This is a genomic window from Synechococcus sp. RS9909, from assembly GCF_014279595.1.
Lineage (GTDB): Bacteria > Cyanobacteriota > Cyanobacteriia > PCC-6307 > Cyanobiaceae > Synechococcus_C.
The window spans coordinates 77,610-100,263 of sequence record NZ_CP047943.1; the positions used below are offsets into that span (position 1 = coordinate 77,610).

A 22,654-nucleotide genomic window follows, 5' to 3' on the forward strand; every position below is an offset into this window, starting at 1 on the left:
AGGGATCATGAGTCCAAGGGTGATGCCGTGCCCTGGGCTGCATGCCGAACGGCGCCCCCGAGGCCGAAGCCAGCATGCACCGCTTGCAGGGCCGCCACCCCATCCGCTTCCGCCACCACACAACTGGTGCGGATCTCACTGGTGGCGATCAGTTCGATGTTGAGGCCGGCCTCGGCCAGATAGCGGAACATGCGGCCCGCCGTCCCGGCGGTGGCGGGCATGCCGGCGCCCACGGCGCTGACCCGGGCGATGGCCGGGCCATCTTCCAGTAAGGCTCCAGGCCACTGGGCCAGCAGGGAGCCGAGGGCCTGGTCGGCAGCGGCTCGATCCTCGCGTTTGAGCGTGAAGCTGATGTCGCGGCTGCCATCCGCGTGTTGCCGCTCCGACTGCACGATCGCATCCACGCTGATGCCCGCGTCGGCCAGGGCTGAGCAGAGGGCTGCGGCGGTGCCGGGCCTGTCGGGCACATGGCGCACGCTCACCTGGGCCTGGTCGCGATCAAGGGCGACACCCCGCACCTCCGGCTCGCCGGCGCCGGAGGCGGGGGGGTTGATCTGCAGTTGCCGCTCCGACAACTCGAAGGCTTCGCTGGCGGCCCGCAGCGCCTTGCCGCCCATGGCGGCAGCGATCACGCAGCTCACCTTCACTTCGCTGGTGGCGATCAGACGCAGGTTGATGCCCTGCCGCGACAGGGTGTCGAACAGGCCGGCGGCAATGCCGGGGCGCCCCATGATCCCAGCGCCACTGATGCTCAGCTTGCTCATGCCGCCCTCGGCCACCAGCTCGCCGCCCATGGCGTCGACGAGATCGGTGCAGATCCTGCGGGCACTCTCCAGATCCGTTTCCGCCACCGTGAAGGTGATGTCGTTGCTGTTGCCCTCGTGGGTGGCCTGAATGATCAGATCCACATTCACCTCGCCGGCGGAGAGGGCTTCGAACAGGCGGGCGGCGACGCCGGGCTGATCGGGCACGTGGGAGAGGGCGAGCACGGCCTGCCGCTCCACCAGCTCCGCACCATCCACAGGACGGCCCAGTTCCAGGCCTTCGCGGCCGATCGGCCGGGCACTGCGGCTGGTGAGGGTGGTGCCGGGTTCCTCGCTCCAGCTGGAGCGCACGACCAGGGTGACGCCGTAGTTGCGGGCGATCTCCACGGCGCGGGGGTGAAGCACGGCGGCGCCGAGGCTGGCCAGTTCGAGCATCTCGTCGCAGCTGATCTGCTCCATCAGCTGGGCGTCGGCCACCTTGCGTGGATCGGTGGTGAGCACGCCGGGCACATCGGTGTAGATCTCGCAGGCATCGGCGCCGAGGGCGGCGGCGAGGGCCACGGCGGAGGTGTCGGAGCCGCCGCGTCCGAGGGTGGTGATTTCGGCGGTGCCGCCACTGCTTTGACTGGTGCCCTGAAAACCGGCCACCACCACCACCTGCCCATCACCGAGGCGGCTGCGCAGGCGATCGGTGCGCACGTCGAGGATGCGGGCCCGGCCATGGGCCGATTCGGTGACGATGCCCACCTGGGCGCCGGTCATGGACATCGCTGGAACGCCGAGGGCATGCAGGGCCATGGAGAGCAGGGCAATCGACACCTGTTCGCCGGTGGCGAGCAGCATGTCCATCTCCCGCTGGGGCGGGTTGCTGCAGAGGGCCCGGGCTTTGGCCGTGAGCTCATCAGTGGTGTGGCCCATCGCCGACACCACGATCACCAGGTCATGCCCTTCGTCGCGGCGGTTGGCGATGCGGCGGGCCACCGCCTGGATGCGCTCCACGCTGCCGACGGAGGTGCCGCCGAACTTCTGCACCAGCAGGGCCATCCATGCGCCTCATGTTGGTGGCGATTGTCTCACTGAGGCCGTGGAGTCCTTTCAGCGCAGAGGCGTGAGTTGCAGGCCTGCGCTGCAGAACCGTTCGAAATCCTGGTCGAGGCTGAGCAGCCGCCAGCCGCCTTGGATCGCCACGGCCGCCAGGTAGGCATCCATCCAGAGTTTCGGGGCGGGACGCTGATGATCCGCCAGCTGGAGCCAGAGTTCGCTCACGCCGGCCGGCTCATCGGCGATCAGGATCCTGGGATGGGCCAACAGGATCTCCAGTGAGGCACGGGCATCGCGGTTGCTGAGCGGCGGGGAGCCATAGGCGCGATGGAGAGCCGGTGTTGCCATCAGCCGCAGGTAGCTCTGCTGGGTGGCACGGCACCAGAGCCAGTGATCGGAGCTTGGAGTGTCTTGAAAGGCCCGGCGGGCCTGGGTATGGCCTGGATGGGTGTCGAAACTGATCGCCAGCCACACATTGGTGTCAATCAGCGTGGCCGTCATTCCTGTTGCGGAGATCGGTGAGCTCGTGGGTCTGGAGGAGGTCTTGCTCGAGCTGAAGCGCGTCCGGCACCGTGTGCACGGTCGGGGCTCTGGTGGATCGAATCAGGGGGAGTCCCGTCGCATCGGTTTCCACCAGGATGGATGCAGCGGGCGAGGTGCCGCATGACGGGCCCTTCAGGCCCTGGCGGATGTAGTCGGCAATCAGATCCTTGAGAGTGCGTTTCTGCTGGAGGGCCCGTTGCTTGGCTTGCTGGATCAGGGCATCGGGCAGATCGATGGTGGTTTTCATGGCGCTGCAATTCCCCCCAGACCTGAAGTCAGGTTACTGGCTGGCCAGCTTGCTGGGTCAGTGCCGCAGTCTTTCTCACGTCATCCCAACAGCCCGTCGCGGAAGGCGTCGCCGGGGTGGGCGCCCCGTTTGAGGGCGGCTTCCACATCCAGCAGCCGGCCCAGCAGCTTCAGGCAGCGGCTGGGAGGCCGTCCCTTCAGTTGCTTGCGCATCACGTAGATGCGCTTGGGGTTGCCGATGCCGGCCGCTTTGGCGATCACGCCCACGTCCCGTTCGCCCTGCTGCTCCAGCAGGCTCACCCAGAGCCAGCCGCGGATCTGGCCGGTGAGGGTGGCCACGATGCGCAGGGCCGGTTCGCCCGCTTCGATCAGGCCATCGAGGCGGCTGATCGCTTCGCCCACAGCCCCCTCCAGCAGGGCATCACCCACTTGCAGGGCGTTGCTGGCCTGGCCATCGATCAGTTGGGCGATGGCCGTGGCGCTGATGGTGTTGGCGCCGCTGCTTTCGGCGTGGAGGGCCAGTTTCTGCAGTTCCATGCTCAGCCTGGCGCTGTCGTTGCCGATCGCTTCGATCAGGGCATCGATCGCGTCGGGGGCGAGCTGCAGCTTCAGCTCGGCTGCAGTGCGTTCCACCAGCTGGCGCTGGCCGGCTCCATCCCACACTGCCGGCAGCTGGAAGCCTTGCTCTGTGGCCAGGCCGGCTTTCACGAGCTTCTGCAGGGCCTTGGTGGTGCGCAGTCGGCCGTCGGGCTTGGACGGGTTGGTGAGCAGCAGGTGGCTGTTATCAGGGATCAGCGCCGGGGCGGATTCGAAGCGGTCGGCCAGCTCGCTTGGGCAGGCATTGCAGAACGGCGAGCGCTGCAGCAGCACCACCCTTCCGCCGCCGCCGAACGGTGGCGTGCGCGCCTCCTCCAGCGCCTGCAGCGCCTGGCCCGTTTCAGCGCCATCAAGTCGGCTCAGGTTGATGCTGCTCCAGGCGGGATCCACCACATCCGCGATCAGCGAGTTGATGGCCCGCTCCAGAGCGGCACTGTCATCACCCCAGAGCAGGTGGATCGGCATGGTTAGGGGAGAGCGCTGAGGATGGGCAGTTCCGTGCAGGCGCTGAAATCCCGGTCATGGGTGATCAGGGCGGCGGAATGGCATTGAAGAGCTGTGCTGAGTTGCAACGCGTCGGGAAAGTTCAGTCGGTAGCGGTGACGCAGTCGGGCGGCGCGGCTGGCAATCGCCTGGGTCACGGGAACGAGTGTCCAGTGGTGGGGATCACTCAGCTCGGCTTCGTAGCGCTCTGCCAAGGCGTCTCTTTGCTGGCTGATCGGTCCTGTGAGGAGTTCGGCCAGGGTGATGGTGCTGATCACGCCGCGCCATCGGCCCTCCGCCAAGCCCCGAAACAGGGGGGCATAGGTGTCAGCCCAGGAGCTGGTGCCGTCGAGGAAATAGATCAGGGGAGCCGTGTCGATGCACACCGAGCTGCCGTCAGGCACGGTATCGAGCTCAAGCGGATCCATCAGCTGTCAGTCCCATTCGCTGCGCAGTTTGTGAACGACGTCGGCAGCGTCGCTGGAGCCTGTTGCCTGATCCCAGCAGCCGCTGCCGCTGCCGCGCAGGGCAAGTAAGCCAGGGTTGAATGTTTGAAGAGCACCTCCGCCTTGCGCTGGAACAAGGGCGGCGACAGGTTGGCCGCGTCGTCGGATCAGGATGCTCTCACCCTGTTCAGCTCGATGGAGCAATTCAGGAAGACGGCGCCGCGCGGCTTCAGAACCCAGGCTGTCCATCAGAGTCCCTGCCCCAGTGAACGTACAGACTGTACGTATCTTAAGGCGTTTGGCGTGTTGTCTTCTGCCCCGTTCAGCGGCGACCATCCGATCTTCACGGAAAGCATCCGGCGCATTCGTGAGTATCTCGGTGAGACCGGTCTGGAGCCGCTGCCACAGCAGGTGCTGGAGCGGTTGGTGCACAGCAGCGGTGATCTGAACCTGGCGCCCCTGCTGCGCTTCAGCGACGGAGCCTGTGGGCAGGGAATCGAGGCGCTGCGCCATGGCGCCCTGATCCTCACGGATACGGCGATGGCCGCCGCGGCGGTGGCGCCGATGGCGGCGCGCACCCTGGGCAATCCCGTGCGCTGCCTGCTCGAGTGGGCACCCACCCAGTCGCCGCCGGGCTCCACCCGATCGGCGGCGGCGATGGCGCAGGCCTGGCCCGAGCTCACCCAGGCCGCTGCAGCCGCTGGTCAGCCCATGCCCGTGCTGCTGATCGGCAGCGCCCCCACCGCGTTGGAGCAGCTGCTGGATCAGCTGGAGGCCGGGGCGGCGGCGCCTGCTCTGGTGATCGGTATGCCGGTGGGGTTTGTGGGGGTGGCGGAGAGCAAGCGGCGCCTGGCGGCCAGTGGGTTGGCCCAGATCCGCCTGGAAGGAAGCCGCGGTGGTGCCGGCCTGGTGGGCGCGGCGACCAATGCCCTGCTGCGGGCGGCGAGCTCAGAGTTCCCTTAGGGAATCGGTTTTGCTGCGGAAGGTGTTGAGCAACAGCTGCAGGTAACTCACGCTCCGTAATTTGATGTTGGCGGTGAGCGACATGCCCACCTGCAAAGGGAGGTTGGTGCCGTTCTTGAGCTTCAGTTGTTGGCTGTCGAGCGTGATCGTGGCCGGGAAGCGGTACTCATCACGACCCTTCTGGGCATCGGGCGCGAGGGCATCGGAACCCACCGACGACACACTGCCTTCGAGCACACCGAAATCGGTGGCAGGGAAGGAATCGATGCTGATTTCCGCCGGTTGCCCTTGGCGCACGAAGCCGATCTTGCTGCTGGGGATCTCCACATCCGCCTCGAGGGTGTTGAAGGGCACCACCTTCAGGGCTGGCTCGCCGGTCTGGGCCACGAAGCCGGGCGTGGTGAGCTTCAGATCGAAGACGACACCATCCACCGGTGCTCGCAACGACTGGTAGCCAAGGGTGACTTCCGCTTCCGTGATCTGAGAGCGCAACTGGGCGAGGTCGCTGCGTAGGCCGGCGATTTCGGCATTGATCTGCTCCACCTCCTGGTTCAGCACGCTCTGCTGGCGGCGCCCCTCCACCAACTCCTTGCTCACGTTGCCGCGCAGCTCCTCCACCTTGTTCTGCTGCTGCAGATACTGCAGTTCCGAGGAAGCTCCCTCCTGCGCCAGCTTGGTTAGGCGGTTGAGGATCTTCTCCTCCAGCGCCAGCCGGGCTTCGAGACTGCTGATCTGCTCACGGTTGATCTCGGCACTGCGCTGTTTTTCCTGCTGTTTCAGGGCCAACTGCTGTTGTTTCTGCTGCAGTTGTTGTTGCTTCTGGCGCTGGGATTCCTGGAGCGACTTCAGTTCTTGGCTGCTGCTCTTCTGATCGAGTTCGATCAACACCTGGCCTTTCTTCACCCGTTCGCCACTTTTCACCAGGATCGCCTTCACCACGCCACCGGAGGGGATCTGCAGATCCTTCACATCGCCGACGGGCTCCAGCTTGCCCTGGGCCACCACCACCTCTTCGGTGCGGGCGATCGCCAACCAGCCGATGCCGATCACGGTGGTGCCTACCAACGCCCAGGTCACGGAGCGAAGCCAGATGTGGCTCTGCTGCAGCACCGACTCGTTGTGGGTGAGCGAGCCGGCCCGTCGCTCCAGTTGATCCTGCGCTTTGCGGATCAATCCGCCCACGGGGTTGGTGTTGTGGTCCGACATCTCAACCGGCCTCCTGCTGGCGATAAAGGGCGTAGTACCGACCGCGTTGCTTGATCAGATCGTCATGGCTGCCGATCTCGGCCACGACGCCGTCATGCATCACCACGATCAGATCAGCGCGCCGCACGGTGGCAAGGCGGTGCGTGATGAAAAACACCGTGCAGTCCTGCAGGGCGCTCACCAGGTTGTCGCAGACCCGTCGCTCTGTTTCGTAATCAAGGGCGCTGGTGGCCTCATCGAGCACCAGCAGCTTCGGGTTGCTCAGCAGGGTGCGGGCGATGGCGATGCGTTGGCGTTGGCCGCCGCTGAGCGAGGCGCCCCGCTCGCCCACCGGGGTGCTGTAGCCACTGGGCAGGGCCATGATGAAGTCGTGGGCATCGGCGAGCTTCGCCGCCATCACGATCGCATCGCTGCCAGCATCGGGTTGGGTGAGCGCGATGTTCTCGCTGATCGAACCGGAGAACAGCAACGGGTCCTGAGGCACGATGCCGATCTGGCGGCGCAGGGAATACAGCTCCACCTTGTCGATGTCGTAGCCGTCGATCAGGATCCGGCCCTGATCGGGGCTGTAGAGCCGCGGCAGCAATTTCATCAGGGTGCTTTTACCGCTGCCGCTCTGGCCCACGATCCCCACGAAGGTGCCGGCCTTCACTTGCAGATTGATGTCTTTGAGCACCGGGTCCATGTCGGGCCGGAAGCGGAAGCTGAGGTTGTCGAAGCGCACCTCGCCCTCGATCGGCGGCAGGGGCACCTTGGCTTTGTCGAGCGAATCCGATTCCTGCGGCGTGTCGATCACGTCGGCCAGCCGCTCGAAGCTCACCTTGAGCTCCTGGATGTTTTGCCAGATGCTGGAGAGGCGCAGCAGCGGCTGGGTCACGTAGCCGGAAATGATCCGGAAGGCGATCAACTGGCCCAGGGTGAGGTCACCGCTGAGCACGAGCGTGGCGCCCACCCAGAGCACGAGCAGCTGCGACAGCTTCTGCAGCACCTGGGAGGTCTGGTTCAGCACGGTGCCGCTGATCGTTTTCTCAAACGAGCGGTTGATGTAGGTGGCGTAAAGCTCCTGCCAGGAGAAGCGACTCACCATTTCCACGTTCTGGCTTTTCACGGTCTGGATGCCGGTGAGCACTTCCACCAGATGGCTCTGGGTCTTCGCATTCGCCTCGGCGGCCTGCCGGTATTGGCGGCGGAAGAGGGGGGCGCCGATCAGGGTGAGGGCGATCTGTATCGGCAGCACCGCCAGAGCGATCAGGGTGAGCAGCCAGCTGTAGATCAGCATCACCACGATGTAGATCACCGAGAAGGCGGCATCGAGCAGGGTGGTGAGCGCCTGGCCGGTGAGGAAATTGCGGATCTTTTCGAGCTCGCTGATCCGAGAGCCCAGTTCACCGACGGGCCGTTTGTCGAAATAGCCGAGCGGCAGCCTGAGCAGATGATCAATCACCTCGGCGCCGAGGCGCTGATCGATGCGGTTGGTGGTTTCAGAGAAGAGGAAGGTCTTGAGGCTTCCCAGCACCCCTTCCAGCAGTGTCACGGCCACCAGGGCAATACCCAGCACCTGGAGGGTGTCGAGGCTGCGCTGGGTGATCACCTTGTCGATGATCACCTGGATCAGCAGGGGGTTGGCCAGGGCGAAGAGCTGCACCACGAAACTGGCGATCAGCACCTGCACAAGCACGTTGCGGTGACGGCGCAGGGCCGGCCAGAACCAGGAGGGGCCGAAGCTCTGGTTGAGGGTGGCGTTGGAGCGCTCGAGCAGCAGCACATCGAGGCCGTCTGGGAAGGCGGCTTCGAGTTGATCGGGCGCCAGCTCCACGATGCCGTCGCGGGGTGAGGCGAGGGTGAGACCGCTCTGGTTGCTGCGGGCCACCAGGGCGAAGCTGCCCTTCCAGGGCACCAGGGTGGGGGTCTGCAGGCGGGTGCCCATGGCGGCAGTCACATGGGCGCCGGACACATGCAGCCCGAGCCCGGCGGCGATCTGACCGCAGAGACGGAGGGTCGGTTCCTGACCGCGTCGGGTCATCTCCCGCAGCACTTTCTCGATCGCATCACGGCGGAAGGGCAGCTTCATCAGCTGCGCCAGCATCTGGAAACAGGCAAGTGTTTCCTGCAGCACGCCTTCAGCGCGAATCAGGCGCAGCCGTTCGAGCCAATCGCCATCCGGGCTGAAGCGGCTCACCGGCGTCGGTCCCGCTGGCGTTGGGGAGTCGCCATCGCTGGCGTTGTCTGGGGCGTTGTCTGGGGTGCTGGCCGCTGTTGTGTTCGGAGTCGGGGTGCGGAGGATCCGCTCCACCAGGTCGCTCGGCAGGCTGATCAGGCGCGCTGGGAAGGGCTGGCTCTCGGGGGGCAGGGCTGGGGGGGTGATGCGTGCGCCCGGGTTGCTGCCCCCCCAGGCCGATGTCAGAAACACCTGGCGCCCGGCCGTTTCTGCCTCCTCAAAGGCCGTGGAATCCAGGGGGACGCGGCGAGCGCTTTGGAGCGTCTCCTGCAGCAGCTCTTGGCAGGTGGCGTCGGCGCGGACGCTCTGCGATTGCAGATCCTGGATCAGGGCGGCGGTTTCCGAGACCCACAGCTGACCCTGGCACCAGCGGCGGAAGCTGTCTTCCTGTTGGTAGAGCTCGGCCCAGAGCTCATCGCTGATCGCTGCAGCGGTGACCGTATCGCTGGCGATCAGATTTTCGATGCCGCGCCCATTGAGCAGGCTGGCGGCACCGAGCACGGCGCCGGCTTCGAATTTCCCCAGGGAGAGCAGGCGGCCCTGGCTCTGGCCGACCAGGCGAGCCCGCCCGTTGAGCAGGATCAGCACCCGGCCGGGAATCACGCCGGGATCCACCAGTTGCTGCCCCAAATCGAAGGAGAGCAGCTGGGCCTGTTGCAACACCTGCTGTTGCGCGTCCTTACTCAGGCAGCCGAACCAGTCGTGTTGGATCAACTGACCGGCGAGTGCCTGGGTCATGGCTTCGAAGCGTCGCCCGAAGTCCGATCGAGCGCGCTCAATCTATGGGCCGTTTCCTGTTGGAGCCACTCCTGCAGCAGCTCCACGCTCATCTGTTCGGCCATCCGGGCATCGAAGCTGGCCGCCGCGTAGCGCTCGAGGCGGGCGATCACCCACCAGCGATCGATGCGGAACGGTTCGAGCAGGGCCCCGGGCTGGGCGGCGCGCAGCTTGTCGGCGAGGCTGGGGTGCGCCTGGTTGAGGGGGACTGGGCCCACCACGCCGTTGGTGCTCTGTTCCGGGCCCTGGGAGAAGCGGGAGGCGAGTTCGGGAAAGTCGGCCTCACCGTGGGCGATCTGCAGATAGAGCTCCTGGGCTTGCGAGCGGCTGTCCAGGCGCAAGAGGCTGTAGACAACACGATCCAGCCGGCCCTTCTGCTGCAGAAAGCGTGCTTCCGCTTTGGCGCCGAACTGGTCGCGGGCGAGTTTGGCCAGGCGCAGTTGGCGCTCCTGCGGCTCGCTGGGTGCGGCCTCGAGGCTGGCGGCATCCAGTTCCACTTTGGCGATCAAACTGCTGATCAGCATCCGCTCGATCAGGGTCTCCAGCAGCTGGTGCTCCCTGAGCAGATCCAGGCCCTGTGCACCGATCAGGGCGTGCAGATCGGGCAGCGTTGGCGTGAGCACGGGCTGGTGTCGGTCGAGGTGAGCGTAGGTCTCGCGTCATCCCCACAACCTGTAACGCTTCTCTGCCTGCCTGGGGAACGCAAGCACTCCTGCGTGTGAGAATCGCCCCACCGACCCGGCGTCGCTCCTCTCCATGCAGATCCTCAACACCCTCACCGTGCTGGCCCTGGTGGTGATGTCTTTCGCCCTGATCGTGGCCGTCCCTGTGCTCTACGCCTCCAGCGAAGACAGCGGTCGCTCCAATCGTTTGATCCTGCTGGGCGGCATCGTGTGGGTGGCATTGGTGCTGGTGAACTGGGGAATGAGCTTCTTTGTGGTGTGAGCCAGGGGGCTCCGTCCGTTTCGGGCTGATGCCACGATGGCTTTGCGCACACTCGGCATCCGCCCATGGCCACCTTTGAAGGACGTTTCACTGATGTGCAGGAGTTGCGCATCGCTGTGGTGGTGGCCCGTTTCAACGACCTGGTGACCGGTAAGCTGCTGAGTGGTTGTCTGGATTGCCTGGGCCGGCATGGCGTCGACACGTCGGCTGAGAGCTCTCAACTCGATCTGGCCTGGGTGCCGGGATCGTTCGAATTGCCTGTGGTGGCGCAGAGCCTGGCCCGCAGTGGTCGTTATCAGGTGTTGATCACCCTCGGGGCGGTGATCCGCGGCGATACGCCCCATTTCGATGTGGTGGTGGCGGAAGCGAGCAAGGGCATTGCTGCCGTGGCGCGCGACACCGGTGTGCCGGTGATCTTCGGGGTGCTCACCACCGACACGATGCAACAGGCGCTGGAGCGGGCCGGCATCAAGAGCAACCTCGGCTGGAGCTACGGCCTGCAGGCCCTGGAGATGGGCAGCCTGATGCGAGCTTTGCCAGGGGCTGCATGACGGTTGGATTGACCGAAGGCCCCTCCGTGTTGCATGCTCTTTGGGTCGCGAGGGACACAGCCCAAGCGCCCGACCTGCGGATGTAGCTCAGTGGTAGAGCATCTCCTTGCCAAGGAGAGGGTCGAGAGTTCGAATCTCTTCATCCGCTTGTCTTGATTCATTGTCTCCGGATCAGCAGCTGCTGGGGTTCGGCGGATTCGAAGCCCAGCAGCTGATAGAAGCCGGCGCTGTTGGTGGTCATCAGATACACCCGCTCCGTGTTGCGAATCGCTCGGGCGCTGAGCAGGGCCTCCACCACCCGCCGGCCCAGGCCCCGGCCCTGCAGGTCGCCGGCCACCACCACATCCCAGAGCACGGCCCGGTGGATGCCATCGCTGGTTGCCCGCCCGAAGCCCACCATTCGCTTGCCGCGCCACAGGCTCACCACCACCGTGCTGCCCGCCAGCATCCGTTTGAGCTGCCCGTCACTCCTGTTCTCGGCCCAGAAGGCGTGCTTATCGAACAGGCGGCGAAGCTTCAGCAGCCCCCGGCTCGGCCGCAGGTCGGGCCCCATGCCAAACCAGCGCAGCCCCGGGGCTCCGGGCGCATGTTCCACCAGGCGGTAGCGGGTCATGGCTGTGAACACGAGTGATCATCATCGGCCACGGCGAAAACACCCCACCCGGCCTCAGTAGGCTGGCCAGCACTGACCTCGGCCGCCTCCATGCTCAAGCTCCTGCTGGGTGACCCCAATGCCCGCAAGCTGAAGCGCTACCAGCCGATCGTTTCCGACATCAACCTGCTCGAGGAGGAGATTGCTCCCCTCAGCGACGACGACCTGCGCCGCCGCACCGCCGATTTCCGCCAGCGCCTCGAGAACGCCGGCAGCCTCGACAACCAGCGCCCCCTGCTCGATGAGCTGCTGCCCGAGGCCTTTGCCGTGGTGCGCGAAGCGGGCAAGCGGGTGCTGGGCATGCGCCACTTCGATGTGCAGCTGATCGGCGGCATGGTGCTGCATGAGGGCCAGATCGCCGAGATGAAAACCGGCGAGGGCAAAACCCTGGTGGCCACCCTGCCCAGCTTCCTCAATGCCCTCACCGGCCGCGGTGTGCATGTCGTCACGGTGAACGACTACCTTGCCCGCCGCGACGCTGAGTGGATGGGCCAGGTGCACCGCTTCCTCGGCCTTTCGGTGGGTCTGATCCAGCAGGACATGACCCCCACCGAGCGGCGCCGCAACTATGGCTGCGACATCACCTACGCCACCAACTCGGAGCTGGGGTTCGATTACCTGCGCGACAACATGGCCACCGACATCAGCGAGGTGGTGCAGCGCGAGTTTCAGTATTGCGTGATCGATGAGGTGGATTCGATCCTGATCGATGAGGCGCGCACACCCCTGATCATCTCCGGCCAGGTGGAGCGGCCCCAGGAGAAATACCAGCAGGCGGCCCAGGTGGCGGCCGCCTTGGAGCGGGCGGCGGAGATGGGCAAAGACGGCATCGACCCGGAGGGTGATTACGAGGTGGATGAGAAGCAGCGCAGCTGCACGCTCACCGATGAGGGTTTTGCCAAGGCCGAACAGCTGCTCGGGGTGAGCGATCTCTACGACCCCCAGGACCCCTGGGCCCACTACATCACCAATGCGCTCAAGGCGAAGGAGCTGTTCATCCGCGATGTGAACTACATCGTGCGCGATGGCGAAGCCGTGATCGTGGACGAGTTCACCGGTCGGGTGATGCCGGGGCGGCGCTGGAGCGATGGCCAGCACCAGGCGATCGAGGCCAAGGAGGGCCTTGCCGTGCAGCCGGAAACCCAGACGCTCGCTTCGATCACCTATCAGAACTTCTTCCTGCTCTATCCGCGCCTGGCCGGCATGACCGGCACCGCCAAAACCGAGGAGGTGGAATTCGAGAAGACCTACAAGCTTGAAACCACGATCGTGCCCACCAACCGGCCCCGGGCCCGGCAGGACCTGGCCGATCAGGTGTACAAAACGGAACAGGCCAAGTGGCGGGCCGTGGCGCGGGAAACCGCCGAGATCCATCGTCAGGGACGGCCGGTGCTGGTGGGCACCACGAGTGTGGAGAAGAGTGAGCTTCTCAGTGCTCTTCTGGCCGAAGAGGCGATCCCCCACAACCTGCTCAACGCCAAACCGGAGAATGTGGAGCGGGAGGCCGAGATCGTCGCCCAGGCCGGGCGTTCCGGCGCCGTGACGATCGCCACCAACATGGCCGGCCGCGGCACCGACATCATCCTCGGCGGCAACAGCGACTACATGGCCCGGCTCAAGCTGCGGGAGGTGCTCTTGCCCCGGTTGGTGCGCCCCGAGGAGGGCCATCGCCCGCCCGTGCCCCTGCAGCGCAGTGCTGAAGGGGGTGGTGGTTTTGCCGCTAAAGCGGCCCCCGCCAGCGGGCCCCATGGCCACGCCCCCAGCGAAGCCAAGGCGATCGGCAGCCTCTATCCCTGCCAGCTCAGTGATGACACCGATCAGGCCCTCGCCGATCTCGCCCGCGACCTGGTGAAGGCCTGGGGCGATCGGGCCCTGAGCGTGATCGAGCTGGAGGATCGGATTGCCACGGCGGCGGAGAAAGCGCCCACGGAGGATGAAGCGATTGCGGCCCTGCGCGCGGCGATCGCCCGGGTGAAGGCGGAATACGACGTGGTGGTGAAGCAGGAGGAGGCGCGGGTGCGCGAAGCGGGCGGCCTGCATGTGATCGGCACCGAACGCCATGAATCGCGCCGGGTCGACAACCAGTTGCGCGGCCGCGCCGGCCGTCAGGGCGACCCCGGCTCCACTCGCTTTTTCCTGTCGCTGGGCGACAATCTGCTGCGCATCTTCGGTGGCGATCGGGTGGCCGGTCTGATGAATGCGTTCCGCGTGGAGGAAGACATGCCGATCGAATCCGGCATGCTCACCCGTTCGCTGGAAGGCGCCCAGAAGAAGGTGGAAACCTATTACTACGACATCCGCAAGCAGGTTTTCGAATACGACGAGGTGATGAACAACCAGCGCAAGGCCGTGTACACCGAGCGGCGGCGGGTGCTGGAAGGGCGCGAACTGAAGAAGCAGGTGATCGGTTATGGCGAGCGCACGATGAACGAAATCGTGGAGGCCTATGTGAATCCCGACCTGCCGCCGGAGGAATGGGATCTCTCCCAGCTGGTGAGCAAGGTGAAGGAGTTCGTGTATCTCCTTGAGGATCTGGAGGCTGAGCAGCTCAAGGGGCTCTCACTCGATGAACTGAAGGCCTTTCTGCAGGAGCAGCTGCGCAACGCCTACGACCTCAAGGAATCCCAGATCGAGCAGCAACGCCCCGGCCTGATGCGGGAGGCGGAGCGCTTTTTCATCCTCCAGCAGATCGACACCCTCTGGCGCGAACATCTCCAGGCGATGGATGCCCTGCGGGAATCCGTGGGGCTGCGCGGCTATGGCCAGAAGGATCCTCTGATCGAATACAAAAACGAGGGCTACGACATGTTCCTGGAGATGATGACCAACATGCGCCGCAATGTGATCTACTCGATGTTTATGTTCCAGCCGGCACCGGCGGCTGCGCCGGCGGCCGCCGAGGGCGTCACCCCAGCGTGAGGGTCGTGGGGCCAGTCCACCTTCATCGGGCACCGTGGTGACGCCATGGGCATGAACATTAAGGACCCCCAGGTGCACGCCATGGCAAAGGAGCTGCAGGATGCTCTCTACGACGATCAGGGCTTGCCCAAATGAGCCACCCCAGGCTGTGCTGGTGCATCTCAGCGCCGCATCGAGACTGGAGTTGGGTTTGGTGTCCGAAGGTTCGCGTCACAGGGTGGAAGACACGGAGGTTGAACAGCTTCTTCTGATCTCCCCCTGCTGTTCAAGGGTGATGACTTCGCCCACAAAGATGTGAAGCAGGCGGTTTGAACGCTGCTCATTCAGCCTGCGCTACCGGGGTTATCCCCCAGGAACTCGAGAATCTCCCGGTCTTTGAGGTTCTGGGAATCGCCCTGGCAGATCTCGCTCAATGGTCTCCCCGCCGCCACCGCTTTGAGGCAGGTCTGCAGCGTGCCCACCTGACTTTCGAGCTGGTCGATCCGCTCCATCAGGTTGCGGATCACGTTCGCTTCCGCATCCGGTAAGGCGGAGTGGGCGAGGGGATTGATGCGCACGCCGCTCTGGTGGATCACCCGGCCGGGGATGCCCACCACCGTGCAGTCGGCTTCCACATCGCGCACCACCACCGAGCCGGCACCGATGCGCGTGTTGCTGCCCACCTGGATCGCCCCAAGCACCTTGGCGCCCGCCCCCACCACCACATCACTGGCCAGAGTGGGGTGTCGTTTGCCGTGCTCCTTGCCCGTGCCCCCCAGGGTGACGCCTTGATACAGCAGGCAGCGGTCGCCGATTTCGCTGGTTTCACCGATCACCACCCCCATGCCGTGGTCGATGAACACGCCGCTGCCGATGCGGGCACCGGGATGGATTTCCACCCCCGTGAGGCTGCGCCCGAGCTGACTGAGCAGCCGAGCCGGCAGTTTCAGTGGCAGGCGTGAGCGCCAGAGCCGATGGCTGATCCGGTGCAGGGTCACCGCCTGGAACCCCGGGTAGCAGAGCAGGATCTCCAGGGGGCCGCGGGCGGCCGGATCCCGCTCGCGGATAATCGCCAGGTCGGCGCGGATCGCTTTCAACATGCCTTTCCGCCGCCAGCACGCGCGCCTGAAGCCATTCTCGCAGCTGGCTCAACAGTGCTGCGGTCCGGTCGTGGGTAGAATGGTAGAAAGCGAAGGCATGGCGCGGTTGTCGCTGAGAGTTGCGGATGAGCATGAACATCAAGGACCCCGCCGTGCATGCCATGGCCCGCGAGCTGGCAGCTCACAAGGGCACCACGGTCACGGATGCTGTTCGCCAGGCCCTCAAGGCTGAGCTGGCTCGTGTTGGTTCCGCTTCGACGTCTCAGGCTGCCGAGCAACGGGAGCAGCAGCTGATGGAGCTGCTGCCGCGGTTTCGTCACTTGCCCTGGCCTGAGGGCGTGTCATCGAGGGAGCTGCAGGATGCCCTCTACGACGACAACGGCCTGCCCCTCTGAGCATGGTCATCGACACGTCGGCATTGATGGCCATCCTCAAGGCTGAGCCCGAGGCGGCTGACTTCCTTCGCTGCCTGAGCCGCAGTGAGCTCAGTTTGCTCAGCACGGCAACGCGTCTGGAAACCAGCCTGGTGGTGGAGGGGCAGCTAGGAGCAGCGGGGTTGCCCGAGTTGGAGCTCCTGCTCAGTCGCGCTGGGGTTGAAACGGTTCCCTTTGAGCTCACCCACTGGCATTGGGCACTGCAGGGATGGCGCCGCTATGGCAAGGGGCGTCACCGGGCGGCGCTCAACCTTGGCGATTGCTTCAGTTATGGCCTTGCCCGAGCCCTCGATCAGCCCTTGCTGTTCAAGGGAGAGGATTTCGCTCTCACCGATCTGGCCTCAGCCGGCCTGTAGGCCGATCTCCTTGCGCAGCAGTTCGATGGTGTCGCCGCTGAGGTAGCTCTCGGCGCAGTGCACCTGGGGCATGCGCATCAGCTGGGAGCGGTTCTGACGCAGACTCTGCTCCACCAGCGGCAGGCTCGGCCGGTCGCACAGCACATGGCTGGCGGCCCGCAGCAGCGCCAGCAGCCGACTGCCCACATCCGGGGTGGCGGTCATCAGCAGCAGCTCATTGCCGCGCATGCTGTGCAGAATCACCTCGGCGGCCCGCAGGATGCCGGGGCTGATGCTCACCAGACCGACGCAGCTGCCGGGCCGGAGCTCCTTGAGCATCGCCAGCTCCTCGCGGAAGTCGTTGAGGTCTACCGCCACGGCGCGCACGCCATGGCGCTTGGCCAGCTCCTCCACCGGTTGCAGAAAATAGCGGCTGGTCACCACCGTGCCGTTGCTGGCGCTCTCCAGCACGCTCTCCAGCTCCTCCATCGGCACCACCTCCACCGGCACATCGAGGTTGGGCTCCAGTTCCTCGGCGATCAGCATTGAGGCGCCGATGTCTTCCCTGGGGGTGCTTACCAGCACCCGGGCGCCGCAGCGCAGGCGCCAGTCGATTTCACGGGTGAGCAGCTCGCGGGTCTGCTGCAGCGTGCAGCCGGCATTGAGCAGGCCATCGACGCACTTGCGCACCTCCCGGTCGAGATCGGTGACCCCCCGGTTGCGGATCTGCACCGGTGTGCGGATTTCCCGCGGCTTCTGCTGGTCGCGCACATAGATGCCCGAGCCCGCCATCGCTTCCACAACCCCATCGGTTTCCAGCTGCCGATACACCTTGCTGATCGTGTTGCGGTGCAGGCCGGTCTGCATCGCCAGCTGGCGCGTGCTGGGCAGACGATGGCCGGGGGGGTAGTGACGGGCGGCAATCGCGAAGCAGATCTGGTTGTAGAGCTGGGTCGACGCCGGAATGTCGCTTTCCTGTTGGATGTGGAATCGCACGCCGGTAGACCGGATCGGAATGCGGCCACCCTAAGGAGCGATCGGCCTGGTGACAATTGGCGTGCTGGCCTGCGCTCAGGCGGGGCCGGTCTGGCTGGCCACTCTGGCGGCGGTGGTTCGTAGCGGTGCCGGAATCGTGCGCACCGCCTTGGTGGCCACCTGGCTGTCGTCGCCGTCTTTTTTCGCCAGCGGTGTTTTGCGCGGTGTGAGGAACATGATCATGTTGCGGCCCTCCCGCTTTGGGGCCTGCTGGATTTCCGCCTGCTCCTCCAGATCCTTGGCCATCCTGCGCAGCAGGGTTTCCGCCAGGGCGGTGTGCTGAATCTCGCGGCCGCGGAAGATCACGGTGCACTTCACCTTGTCACCGGCTTTGAGGAAGCGGGTGGCCTGACCGATCCGCACGTCGTAATCGTGCTGATCGATCTTGTAGCGCATCTTGACCTCCTTCACCTCGGTCTGATGCGACTTCTTCTTGGCTTCTTTGGCTTTTTTCTCCTGCTCAAACTTGTATTTGCCGTAATCCATGATCCGGCACACCGGCGGATCGGCCTTTTCGCTCACCAGCACCAGATCGAGCTCGCGATCTTTGGCCACCTCCAGGGCCTTCTCCCGGTCGATCACTCCCAGCTGCGCTCCGTCGGCGTCCACCACCCGCAGCTGCGGATAATTGATGCGATCGTTGATGTTGGGCAGCTCCCTGACGGGAGCACGACGGTCAAAACGGGGACGTGGAGGCATTCAGGGCGTTGAGGGGACAGGGAAGGGCCGCAGCTCGGCTGATCCAGCCGTGGCCCTTGACTTTTCACCTTAGACCGCTCCTGATCTGTGTCATCGCTTCGTTGAGGGCATCCGCATCGCTTAGCCAGCAGGGTTGATGCTGGCGGCGGAACCAGGTGCGTTGCCGTTTGGCGAACTGGCGCGTGCGCTGGCAGGTGCGGGCAATCGCGTCCTCCCGGCTGAGGCTGCCGTCGAGCAGCAGAGCAGCCTCGCCGTAGCCGATCGTCTGCAGCAGGGGCAGCTCCGGGCCGTAGCGCTCGCGCAGGCGGGCGGTTTCCTCCACCAAGCCATCGTCATAGAGCTGTTGGGTGCGGCGCTCGATGCGTTGACGCAGGTCGGCGGGATCGAGGCCCAGTTCCAGCACTCGCCAGGGTGGCGGGCTGCTGCCTTGCTGGCTGCTGATCGGTTGCCCACTGGCGTAGAGCACTTCCAGGGCCCGCTGGGTGCGCACGGCATCGGCCGGGGCGATCCGGGCGGCCGCCGCCGGGTCGGCCTGTCGCAGCAGCTGGTGGCACACCGGTTGCCCGAGCGCGTCCAGCTGGGCACGCAGCTCCGGCTGCGGTGGCACCGCCGGTGGCCGCAGGCCACCGGTGAGGGCTTTGAGATAGAGGCCGCTGCCGCCCACCAGAAAGGCGATGCCGCGTTGCGCCAGGCTTGCTTCCACCAGCGGGGTGGCGATCGTCTGGAACTCCTGCAGCGTCAGGGGTTGGTCGGGGCGGCGCAGATCGAGCAGATGGTGGGGCACCCGCTGGCGTTGCGCTGCCGTTGGCTTGGCGGTGCCGATGTCCATCTCGGCGTAAAGCTGCCTCGAATCCACATTGAGCACCTCCAGCTCGAGGCGCTCCGCCAACTCAAGCGCCAGGGCGGTCTTGCCACTGGCGGTGGGCCCGAGCAGCACCACTACCAGTGGTGTGTCTGTGGGGCGGGGCGCGCGCGGATCGAGCATGCGTCAAACCAAGGGGGTGCACCCCCTTGAGAAATGGCGCCTCAGAGGCCTCTGCAAGCGCCTCTGGCGCGCCGGTGGTAAATTAAGCCTGACAGGAGGCCCGGCACACGACGAACGCATGAGCGAAGCCTCAAAAGTTCAGGCCGCCTACGGAGCCGAGCAGATCCAGGTGCTGGAAGGCCTGGAGCCGGTGCGCAAGCGCCCGGGCATGTACATCGGCACCACGGGTCCGCGCGGTTTGCACCACCTGGTGTACGAGGTGGTGGACAACTCGGTGGATGAGGCCCTCGCCGGCCACTGCTCCGAGATTGAGGTGGTGCTCGGCGACGACGGTTCCGCTTCCGTCACCGATAACGGCCGCGGCATCCCCACCGACATTCACCCCCGCACCGGTAAGAGCGCCCTCGAAACCGTGCTCACCGTGCTCCACGCCGGTGGCAAGTTTGGGGCCGGTGGCTACAAGGTGTCCGGCGGCCTGCATGGTGTGGGCGTTTCGGTGGTCAATGCCCTCTCCGAATGGGTGGAGGTCACTGTGCGTCGCCAGGGGCAGGTGCATCGTCAGCGCTTTGAGCGTGGTGCCCCGATCGGCAGCCTCGCCTCCGCGCCCCAGCCGGTCGAGGAGAAGGGCCGCACCGGCACCAGCGTCTGCTTCAAGCCGGATCTGGAGATTTTCACCGGCGGCATCGTTTTTGATTACGCCACCCTTTCGGCGCGCCTGCGCGAGCTGGCTTACCTCAACGGTGGTGTGCGCATCGTCTTCCGCGATGAGCGGGAGAGCGCCCTCAACGCCGAAGGTGACGCCCATGAGGAGGTGTACTTCTACGAAGGCGGTATCAAGGAATACGTCGCTTATATGAATGCGGAGAAGGATCCGCTCCATCCCGAAATTATCTATGTGAATGCCGAGAAAGACGGCGTTCAGGTGGAGGCGGCCCTGCAATGGTGCGTGGATGCCTACTCCGACAGCATTCTCGGCTTCGCCAACAACATTCGCACTGTGGATGGCGGCACCCATATCGAAGGCTTGAAAACGGTGCTGACCCGCACTCTCAATGCCTTCGCCAAGAAGCGCGGCAAACGGAAGGAATCCGATTCCAATCTGGCGGGAGAGAACATCCGTGAGGGCCTCACCGCCGTGCTGTCGGTGAAGGTGCCCGAACCGGAATTTGAAGGCCAAACCAAGACCAAGCTCGGTAACACCGAGGTGCGCGGCATCGTTGACAGTCTGGTGGGTGAGGCCCTGAGCCAATACCTGGAATTCAACCCCTCGGTGATCGACATGATCCTCGAGAAAGCGATCCAGGCCTTCAATGCGGCGGAGGCCGCCCGCCGCGCCCGCGAACTGGTGCGCCGCAAGAGCGTGCTGGAGAGCTCCACCCTCCCCGGCAAGCTGGCCGATTGCAGCTCCCGCGATCCGGCTGAATCCGAGATCTACATCGTGGAGGGCGATTCGGCCGGTGGCTCCGCCAAGCAGGGCCGCGATCGCCGCTTCCAGGCGATCCTTCCCCTGCGCGGCAAGATTCTCAATATCGAGAAAACTGACGACGCCCGTATCTACAAAAACACTGAGATTCAGGCCTTGATCACGGCCCTGGGCCTGGGGATCAAGGGTGAGGATTTTGACGCCAAAAACCTGCGTTACCACCGGGTGGTGATCATGACCGACGCCGATGTGGATGGCGCCCACATCCGCACCCTGCTGCTTACCTTTTTCTATCGTTACCAGAAGGAACTGGTGGAAGGCGGTTTCATCTACATCGCCTGCCCGCCGCTCTACAAAGTGGAGCGCGGTAAGAACCACACCTATTGCTACAACGAGCAGGATCTGCAGACCACGCTCGCCGGTTTCGGTGAGAAGGCCAACTACAACATCCAGCGCTTCAAGGGCCTCGGTGAAATGATGCCCAAACAGCTCTGGGAGACCACCATGGATCCCACCACCCGCTTGATGAAGCGTGTGGAGATCGAAGATGCCCTTGAGGCCGATCGCATCTTCACGATTCTGATGGGCGACAAAGTGGCGCCGCGGCGGGAATTCATCGAAACCCACAGCGCCGAACTCGACATGGCCAAGCTCGACATCTGATGCCGATGGCGCTGACCTCCCTGTTGCGTTGGAGCTGGCTGCTGGCTGTGGCCCTGCTCGCCCCGGCCGCCCTGCCCGCTGGCGGTGCGGATCGGCGTCAGCCGGAGGTGCGTCGCCGCGAAGCGGGTGGGCCTCTGCTCAGTGGAGCTGATGCCCTGCTCCAGGGGTCGCCCCGTGTGGCCGCACCAACACTGCGCCGTCTGGAGCTCGGCACGCCCCTGCAGCTGCTGCGTCGTTGGCGCGCCGATAATGGCCAGGAATGGATTCAGGTGCAGGTGGCTCGCACCGCAGCGATGCCTGTGGAGGCTCAACCCCAACGGGGTTGGTTGCATGGCTGAATCGTTGCTCCTGCCGGGTCAGGCGTTGTTGGTGGGGCTCGGCGCCATTCCCGGTGCCTGGTTGCGCCTGCGGGTGGTGAACCACTTCGAGCCGATCGTGCCCCGCAAGCACTGGGGCACCTTCACGGTGAATCTGATCGCCGCTTTTGCCCTCGGCCTGGTGCTCGGTCTGCAGACGAGTGGTCGCTGCCAGCCCGCTGCCGCTGGGGCCTCGCCCCTGATGCTGCTGATTGCCGTTGGTTTTTTCGGCAGCCTCAGCACCTTCTCCACCTTTGCGGTGGAATTGCTCAACACCCTGCGCCAGCGCCACTGGGCGGAAGCGCTGCTGCTCGGCGTGGGCTCGATCGTGGGTGGTCTGCTGGTGGCCGGGCTCGGTTATGGCCTCGGCCTGGCGGAGGGGGCGGCATGACGGCGGATCCGCAGGCGCAGCAGCGCCAGCTCTCCCTTCGAGCCGAACTGGAGGAGCTGCTGCTGGTGGCGATCGGAGCCGTCCCCGGCGCTCTGTTGCGCTGGCAGGTGGGGGTGCACCTGCACGACAAGGACGTGCTCGTGAATGTGCTCGGCGCCTTGATCCTGGGCTGGATGGTCGGTCGCCGCGTGCCGCCCCGTTGGCAGCTGCTGGTGGGGATCGGTTTCTGTGGTTCGCTCACCACCTTCAGTAGCTGGATGGTGAACAGCGTCGCCCTGATCGCTCAGGGCGACTGGGCGTCAGCGCTCGGCCTGCTGGCGCTGACGCTGGGCCTGGGTCTGGGTGCCGCCGCCGTGGGATTCGGAGTCGGGCGGATCAGGCGGCCAGGGCAGTCTCGATCGCCGCTTTGAGCTCAGGATCCTCGGGGGTGACGCCGCTCTTGAAGCGGCCGATCACCGTGCCGTCTTTGCCCACGAGGAATTTTTCGAAATTCCAGGCCACATCGCCGGCGGGGTTGGTCTGGTTGAGGCTGGTGTAGGGCTCGGTGGTGCTGCCCGTCGCGTGCACCTTGTCGAACAGCTCGAAGCTGGCGCCGTAGGTGGTGGAGCAGAAGCTCTTGATCTCATCCAGCGTGCCCGGCTCCTGGGCGCCGAAGTCGTTGCAGGGGAAGCCGAGCACCTGCAAACCTTTGGAGCCGTAGGCGTCCTGCAGAGCCTGCAGGCCGGCGTATTGCTTGGTGAAGCCGCAGCGGCTGGCCACATTCACGATCAGCAGCACCTGGCCGCTGTAGTCGCCGAGGCTCTTCTCGCTGCCATCGGCGGCGCGCACGGTCACGGCGCTCACGTTCACGCTCATCGTTCTTGAGTGGGGCGGCCATACACTAAGCACGCCCTGACGGATGCC

24 protein-coding genes, 1 tRNA gene and 1 pseudogene are annotated in these 22,654 nt (G+C 65.2%); 11 read left to right on the plus strand and 15 right to left on the minus strand.

Annotation, left to right across the window (positions count from 1 at the left end):
* Positions 1–5: 5 nt before the first annotated feature.
* The 6 genes from SynRS9909_RS00405 to SynRS9909_RS14135 form a co-directional block, all read right to left on the minus strand.
* The gene (locus SynRS9909_RS00405; RefSeq protein WP_007101056.1) at positions 6–1,808 is read right to left on the minus strand and encodes an aspartate kinase; all 1,803 of its coding nucleotides are present in this window, start codon (positions 1,806–1,808) and stop codon (positions 6–8) included.
* Positions 1,809–1,859: 51 nt separating this feature from the next.
* A complete protein-coding gene (locus SynRS9909_RS00410) occupies positions 1,860–2,306 on the minus strand; it encodes a TA system VapC family ribonuclease toxin (protein ID WP_007101055.1) in 447 nt (148 codons plus the stop codon).
* Entirely contained in the window at positions 2,287–2,595 is a 309-nt protein-coding gene (locus SynRS9909_RS00415; RefSeq protein WP_007101054.1) for a hypothetical protein, read from the minus strand. Before SynRS9909_RS00415 ends, SynRS9909_RS00410 begins: the two co-directional genes overlap by 20 nt.
* An 80-nt stretch (positions 2,596–2,675) precedes the next feature.
* Positions 2,676–3,656: a DNA polymerase III subunit delta gene (holA, locus tag SynRS9909_RS00420; RefSeq protein ID WP_007101053.1), complete on the minus strand. Its 981-nt coding sequence runs from the start codon at positions 3,654–3,656 to the stop codon at positions 2,676–2,678.
* Positions 3,657–3,658: 2 nt separating this feature from the next.
* A complete protein-coding gene (locus tag SynRS9909_RS00425) occupies positions 3,659–4,102 on the minus strand; it encodes a PIN domain-containing protein (protein WP_007101052.1) in 444 nt (147 codons plus the stop codon).
* Between the two features lie 6 nt (positions 4,103–4,108).
* Positions 4,109–4,456 carry a type II toxin-antitoxin system Phd/YefM family antitoxin gene (locus SynRS9909_RS14135; RefSeq protein WP_370587879.1) on the minus strand — a complete coding sequence of 116 codons (348 nt, stop codon included), beginning with the start codon at positions 4,454–4,456 and terminating at the stop codon, positions 4,109–4,111.
* Between SynRS9909_RS14135 and SynRS9909_RS00435 the strand changes: the two genes are divergently transcribed.
* Positions 4,427–5,083: a precorrin-8X methylmutase gene (locus SynRS9909_RS00435; RefSeq protein WP_007101050.1), complete on the plus strand. Its 657-nt coding sequence runs from the start codon at positions 4,427–4,429 to the stop codon at positions 5,081–5,083. The two genes, SynRS9909_RS14135 and SynRS9909_RS00435, sit on opposite strands and share 30 nt — an antisense overlap.
* On the opposite strand, the gene SynRS9909_RS00440 is transcribed toward SynRS9909_RS00435, so the two are convergent.
* Genes SynRS9909_RS00440 through SynRS9909_RS00450 form a run of 3 tightly spaced genes read right to left on the minus strand, consistent with a single transcriptional unit; the run spans position 5,069 to position 9,907 of the window.
* On the minus strand, positions 5,069–6,289 hold the full coding sequence (locus tag SynRS9909_RS00440) for an HlyD family secretion protein (RefSeq protein WP_007101049.1): 1,221 nt from the start codon (positions 6,287–6,289) through the stop codon (positions 5,069–5,071). The genes SynRS9909_RS00435 and SynRS9909_RS00440 overlap by 15 nt on opposite strands.
* Position 6,290: 1 nt before the next feature.
* A complete protein-coding gene (locus SynRS9909_RS00445; RefSeq protein ID WP_007101048.1) occupies positions 6,291–9,245 on the minus strand; it encodes a peptidase domain-containing ABC transporter in 2,955 nt (984 codons plus the stop codon).
* Entirely contained in the window at positions 9,242–9,907 is a 666-nt protein-coding gene (locus tag SynRS9909_RS00450) for a peptidylprolyl isomerase (protein WP_007101047.1), read from the minus strand. Before SynRS9909_RS00450 ends, SynRS9909_RS00445 begins: the two co-directional genes overlap by 4 nt.
* Positions 9,908–10,040: 133 nt before the next feature.
* Between SynRS9909_RS00450 and psbZ the strand changes: the two genes are divergently transcribed.
* From psbZ to SynRS9909_RS00465, 3 genes are all read left to right on the plus strand, one after another.
* A complete protein-coding gene (gene psbZ, locus SynRS9909_RS00455) occupies positions 10,041–10,229 on the plus strand; it encodes a photosystem II reaction center protein PsbZ (protein ID WP_007101046.1) in 189 nt (62 codons plus the stop codon).
* 65 nt (positions 10,230–10,294) lie between these two features.
* The gene (ribH, locus tag SynRS9909_RS00460) at positions 10,295–10,780 is read left to right on the plus strand and encodes a 6,7-dimethyl-8-ribityllumazine synthase (RefSeq protein ID WP_007101045.1); all 486 of its coding nucleotides are present in this window, start codon (positions 10,295–10,297) and stop codon (positions 10,778–10,780) included.
* A gap of 76 nt (positions 10,781–10,856) precedes the next feature.
* Positions 10,857–10,928, plus strand: a tRNA-Gly gene (locus SynRS9909_RS00465).
* A gap of 9 nt (positions 10,929–10,937) precedes the next feature.
* Here the strand turns inward: SynRS9909_RS00465 and SynRS9909_RS00470 are convergent.
* The gene (locus SynRS9909_RS00470; RefSeq protein WP_007101044.1) at positions 10,938–11,393 is read right to left on the minus strand and encodes a GNAT family N-acetyltransferase; all 456 of its coding nucleotides are present in this window, start codon (positions 11,391–11,393) and stop codon (positions 10,938–10,940) included.
* 90 nt (positions 11,394–11,483) lie between these two features.
* Here SynRS9909_RS00470 and secA point away from each other — a divergent pair, with 90 nt between their 5' ends.
* Entirely contained in the window at positions 11,484–14,351 is a 2,868-nt protein-coding gene (secA, locus tag SynRS9909_RS00475) for a preprotein translocase subunit SecA (RefSeq protein WP_007101043.1), read from the plus strand.
* 323 nt (positions 14,352–14,674) lie between these two features.
* Here the strand turns inward: secA and cysE are convergent.
* A pseudogene (gene cysE / locus SynRS9909_RS00480) lies at positions 14,675–15,448 on the minus strand (serine O-acetyltransferase); the annotation flags it as partial.
* Positions 15,449–15,561: 113 nt separating this feature from the next.
* Between cysE and SynRS9909_RS00485 the strand changes: the two are divergent.
* Together SynRS9909_RS00485 and SynRS9909_RS00490 are read left to right on the plus strand one after the other, a co-directional pair.
* On the plus strand, positions 15,562–15,825 hold the full coding sequence (locus SynRS9909_RS00485) for a type II toxin-antitoxin system VapB family antitoxin (RefSeq protein ID WP_007101040.1): 264 nt from the start codon (positions 15,562–15,564) through the stop codon (positions 15,823–15,825).
* A 2-nt stretch (positions 15,826–15,827) separates the two neighbouring features.
* On the plus strand, positions 15,828–16,220 hold the full coding sequence (locus SynRS9909_RS00490) for a type II toxin-antitoxin system VapC family toxin (RefSeq protein ID WP_007101039.1): 393 nt from the start codon (positions 15,828–15,830) through the stop codon (positions 16,218–16,220).
* On the opposite strand, the gene SynRS9909_RS00495 is transcribed toward SynRS9909_RS00490, so the two are convergent.
* The 3 genes from SynRS9909_RS00495 to miaA form a co-directional block, all read right to left on the minus strand.
* Complete coding sequence (locus SynRS9909_RS00495) at positions 16,206–17,195, minus strand: GntR family transcriptional regulator (RefSeq protein ID WP_007101038.1); 990 nt, start codon at positions 17,193–17,195, stop codon at positions 16,206–16,208. The two genes, SynRS9909_RS00490 and SynRS9909_RS00495, sit on opposite strands and share 15 nt — an antisense overlap.
* A 75-nt stretch (positions 17,196–17,270) precedes the next feature.
* Positions 17,271–17,933: a translation initiation factor IF-3 gene (infC, locus tag SynRS9909_RS00500; protein WP_007101037.1), complete on the minus strand. Its 663-nt coding sequence runs from the start codon at positions 17,931–17,933 to the stop codon at positions 17,271–17,273.
* 64 nt (positions 17,934–17,997) lie between these two features.
* Positions 17,998–18,918 carry a tRNA (adenosine(37)-N6)-dimethylallyltransferase MiaA gene (gene miaA, locus SynRS9909_RS00505; RefSeq protein WP_050752463.1) on the minus strand — a complete coding sequence of 307 codons (921 nt, stop codon included), beginning with the start codon at positions 18,916–18,918 and terminating at the stop codon, positions 17,998–18,000.
* A 118-nt stretch (positions 18,919–19,036) separates the two neighbouring features.
* On the opposite strand from miaA, the gene gyrB reads away from it, so the two are divergent.
* The 4 genes from gyrB to SynRS9909_RS00525 are packed head-to-tail and all read left to right on the plus strand — an operon-like array spanning position 19,037 to position 22,161.
* Positions 19,037–21,004 (plus strand): DNA topoisomerase (ATP-hydrolyzing) subunit B, encoded by a 1,968-nt coding sequence (gyrB, locus tag SynRS9909_RS00510; RefSeq protein ID WP_186593770.1) that lies wholly within the window; start codon positions 19,037–19,039, stop codon positions 21,002–21,004.
* Positions 21,004–21,342, plus strand: coding sequence for a hypothetical protein (locus tag SynRS9909_RS00515; protein ID WP_038000964.1), 339 nt, complete (start codon positions 21,004–21,006; stop codon positions 21,340–21,342). The genes gyrB and SynRS9909_RS00515 overlap by 1 nt, the downstream gene beginning before the upstream one ends.
* A complete protein-coding gene (locus SynRS9909_RS00520) occupies positions 21,335–21,751 on the plus strand; it encodes a CrcB family protein (RefSeq protein ID WP_007101033.1) in 417 nt (138 codons plus the stop codon). Before SynRS9909_RS00515 ends, SynRS9909_RS00520 begins: the two co-directional genes overlap by 8 nt.
* Positions 21,748–22,161, plus strand: a complete 414-nt coding sequence (locus SynRS9909_RS00525; protein ID WP_007101032.1) for a CrcB family protein — start codon at positions 21,748–21,750, stop codon at positions 22,159–22,161. Before SynRS9909_RS00520 ends, SynRS9909_RS00525 begins: the two co-directional genes overlap by 4 nt.
* Here the strand turns inward: SynRS9909_RS00525 and SynRS9909_RS00530 are convergent.
* Positions 22,127–22,606: a glutathione peroxidase gene (locus SynRS9909_RS00530; protein WP_007101031.1), complete on the minus strand. Its 480-nt coding sequence runs from the start codon at positions 22,604–22,606 to the stop codon at positions 22,127–22,129. The two genes, SynRS9909_RS00525 and SynRS9909_RS00530, sit on opposite strands and share 35 nt — an antisense overlap.
* Between the last annotated feature and the right edge of the window lie 48 nt (positions 22,607–22,654).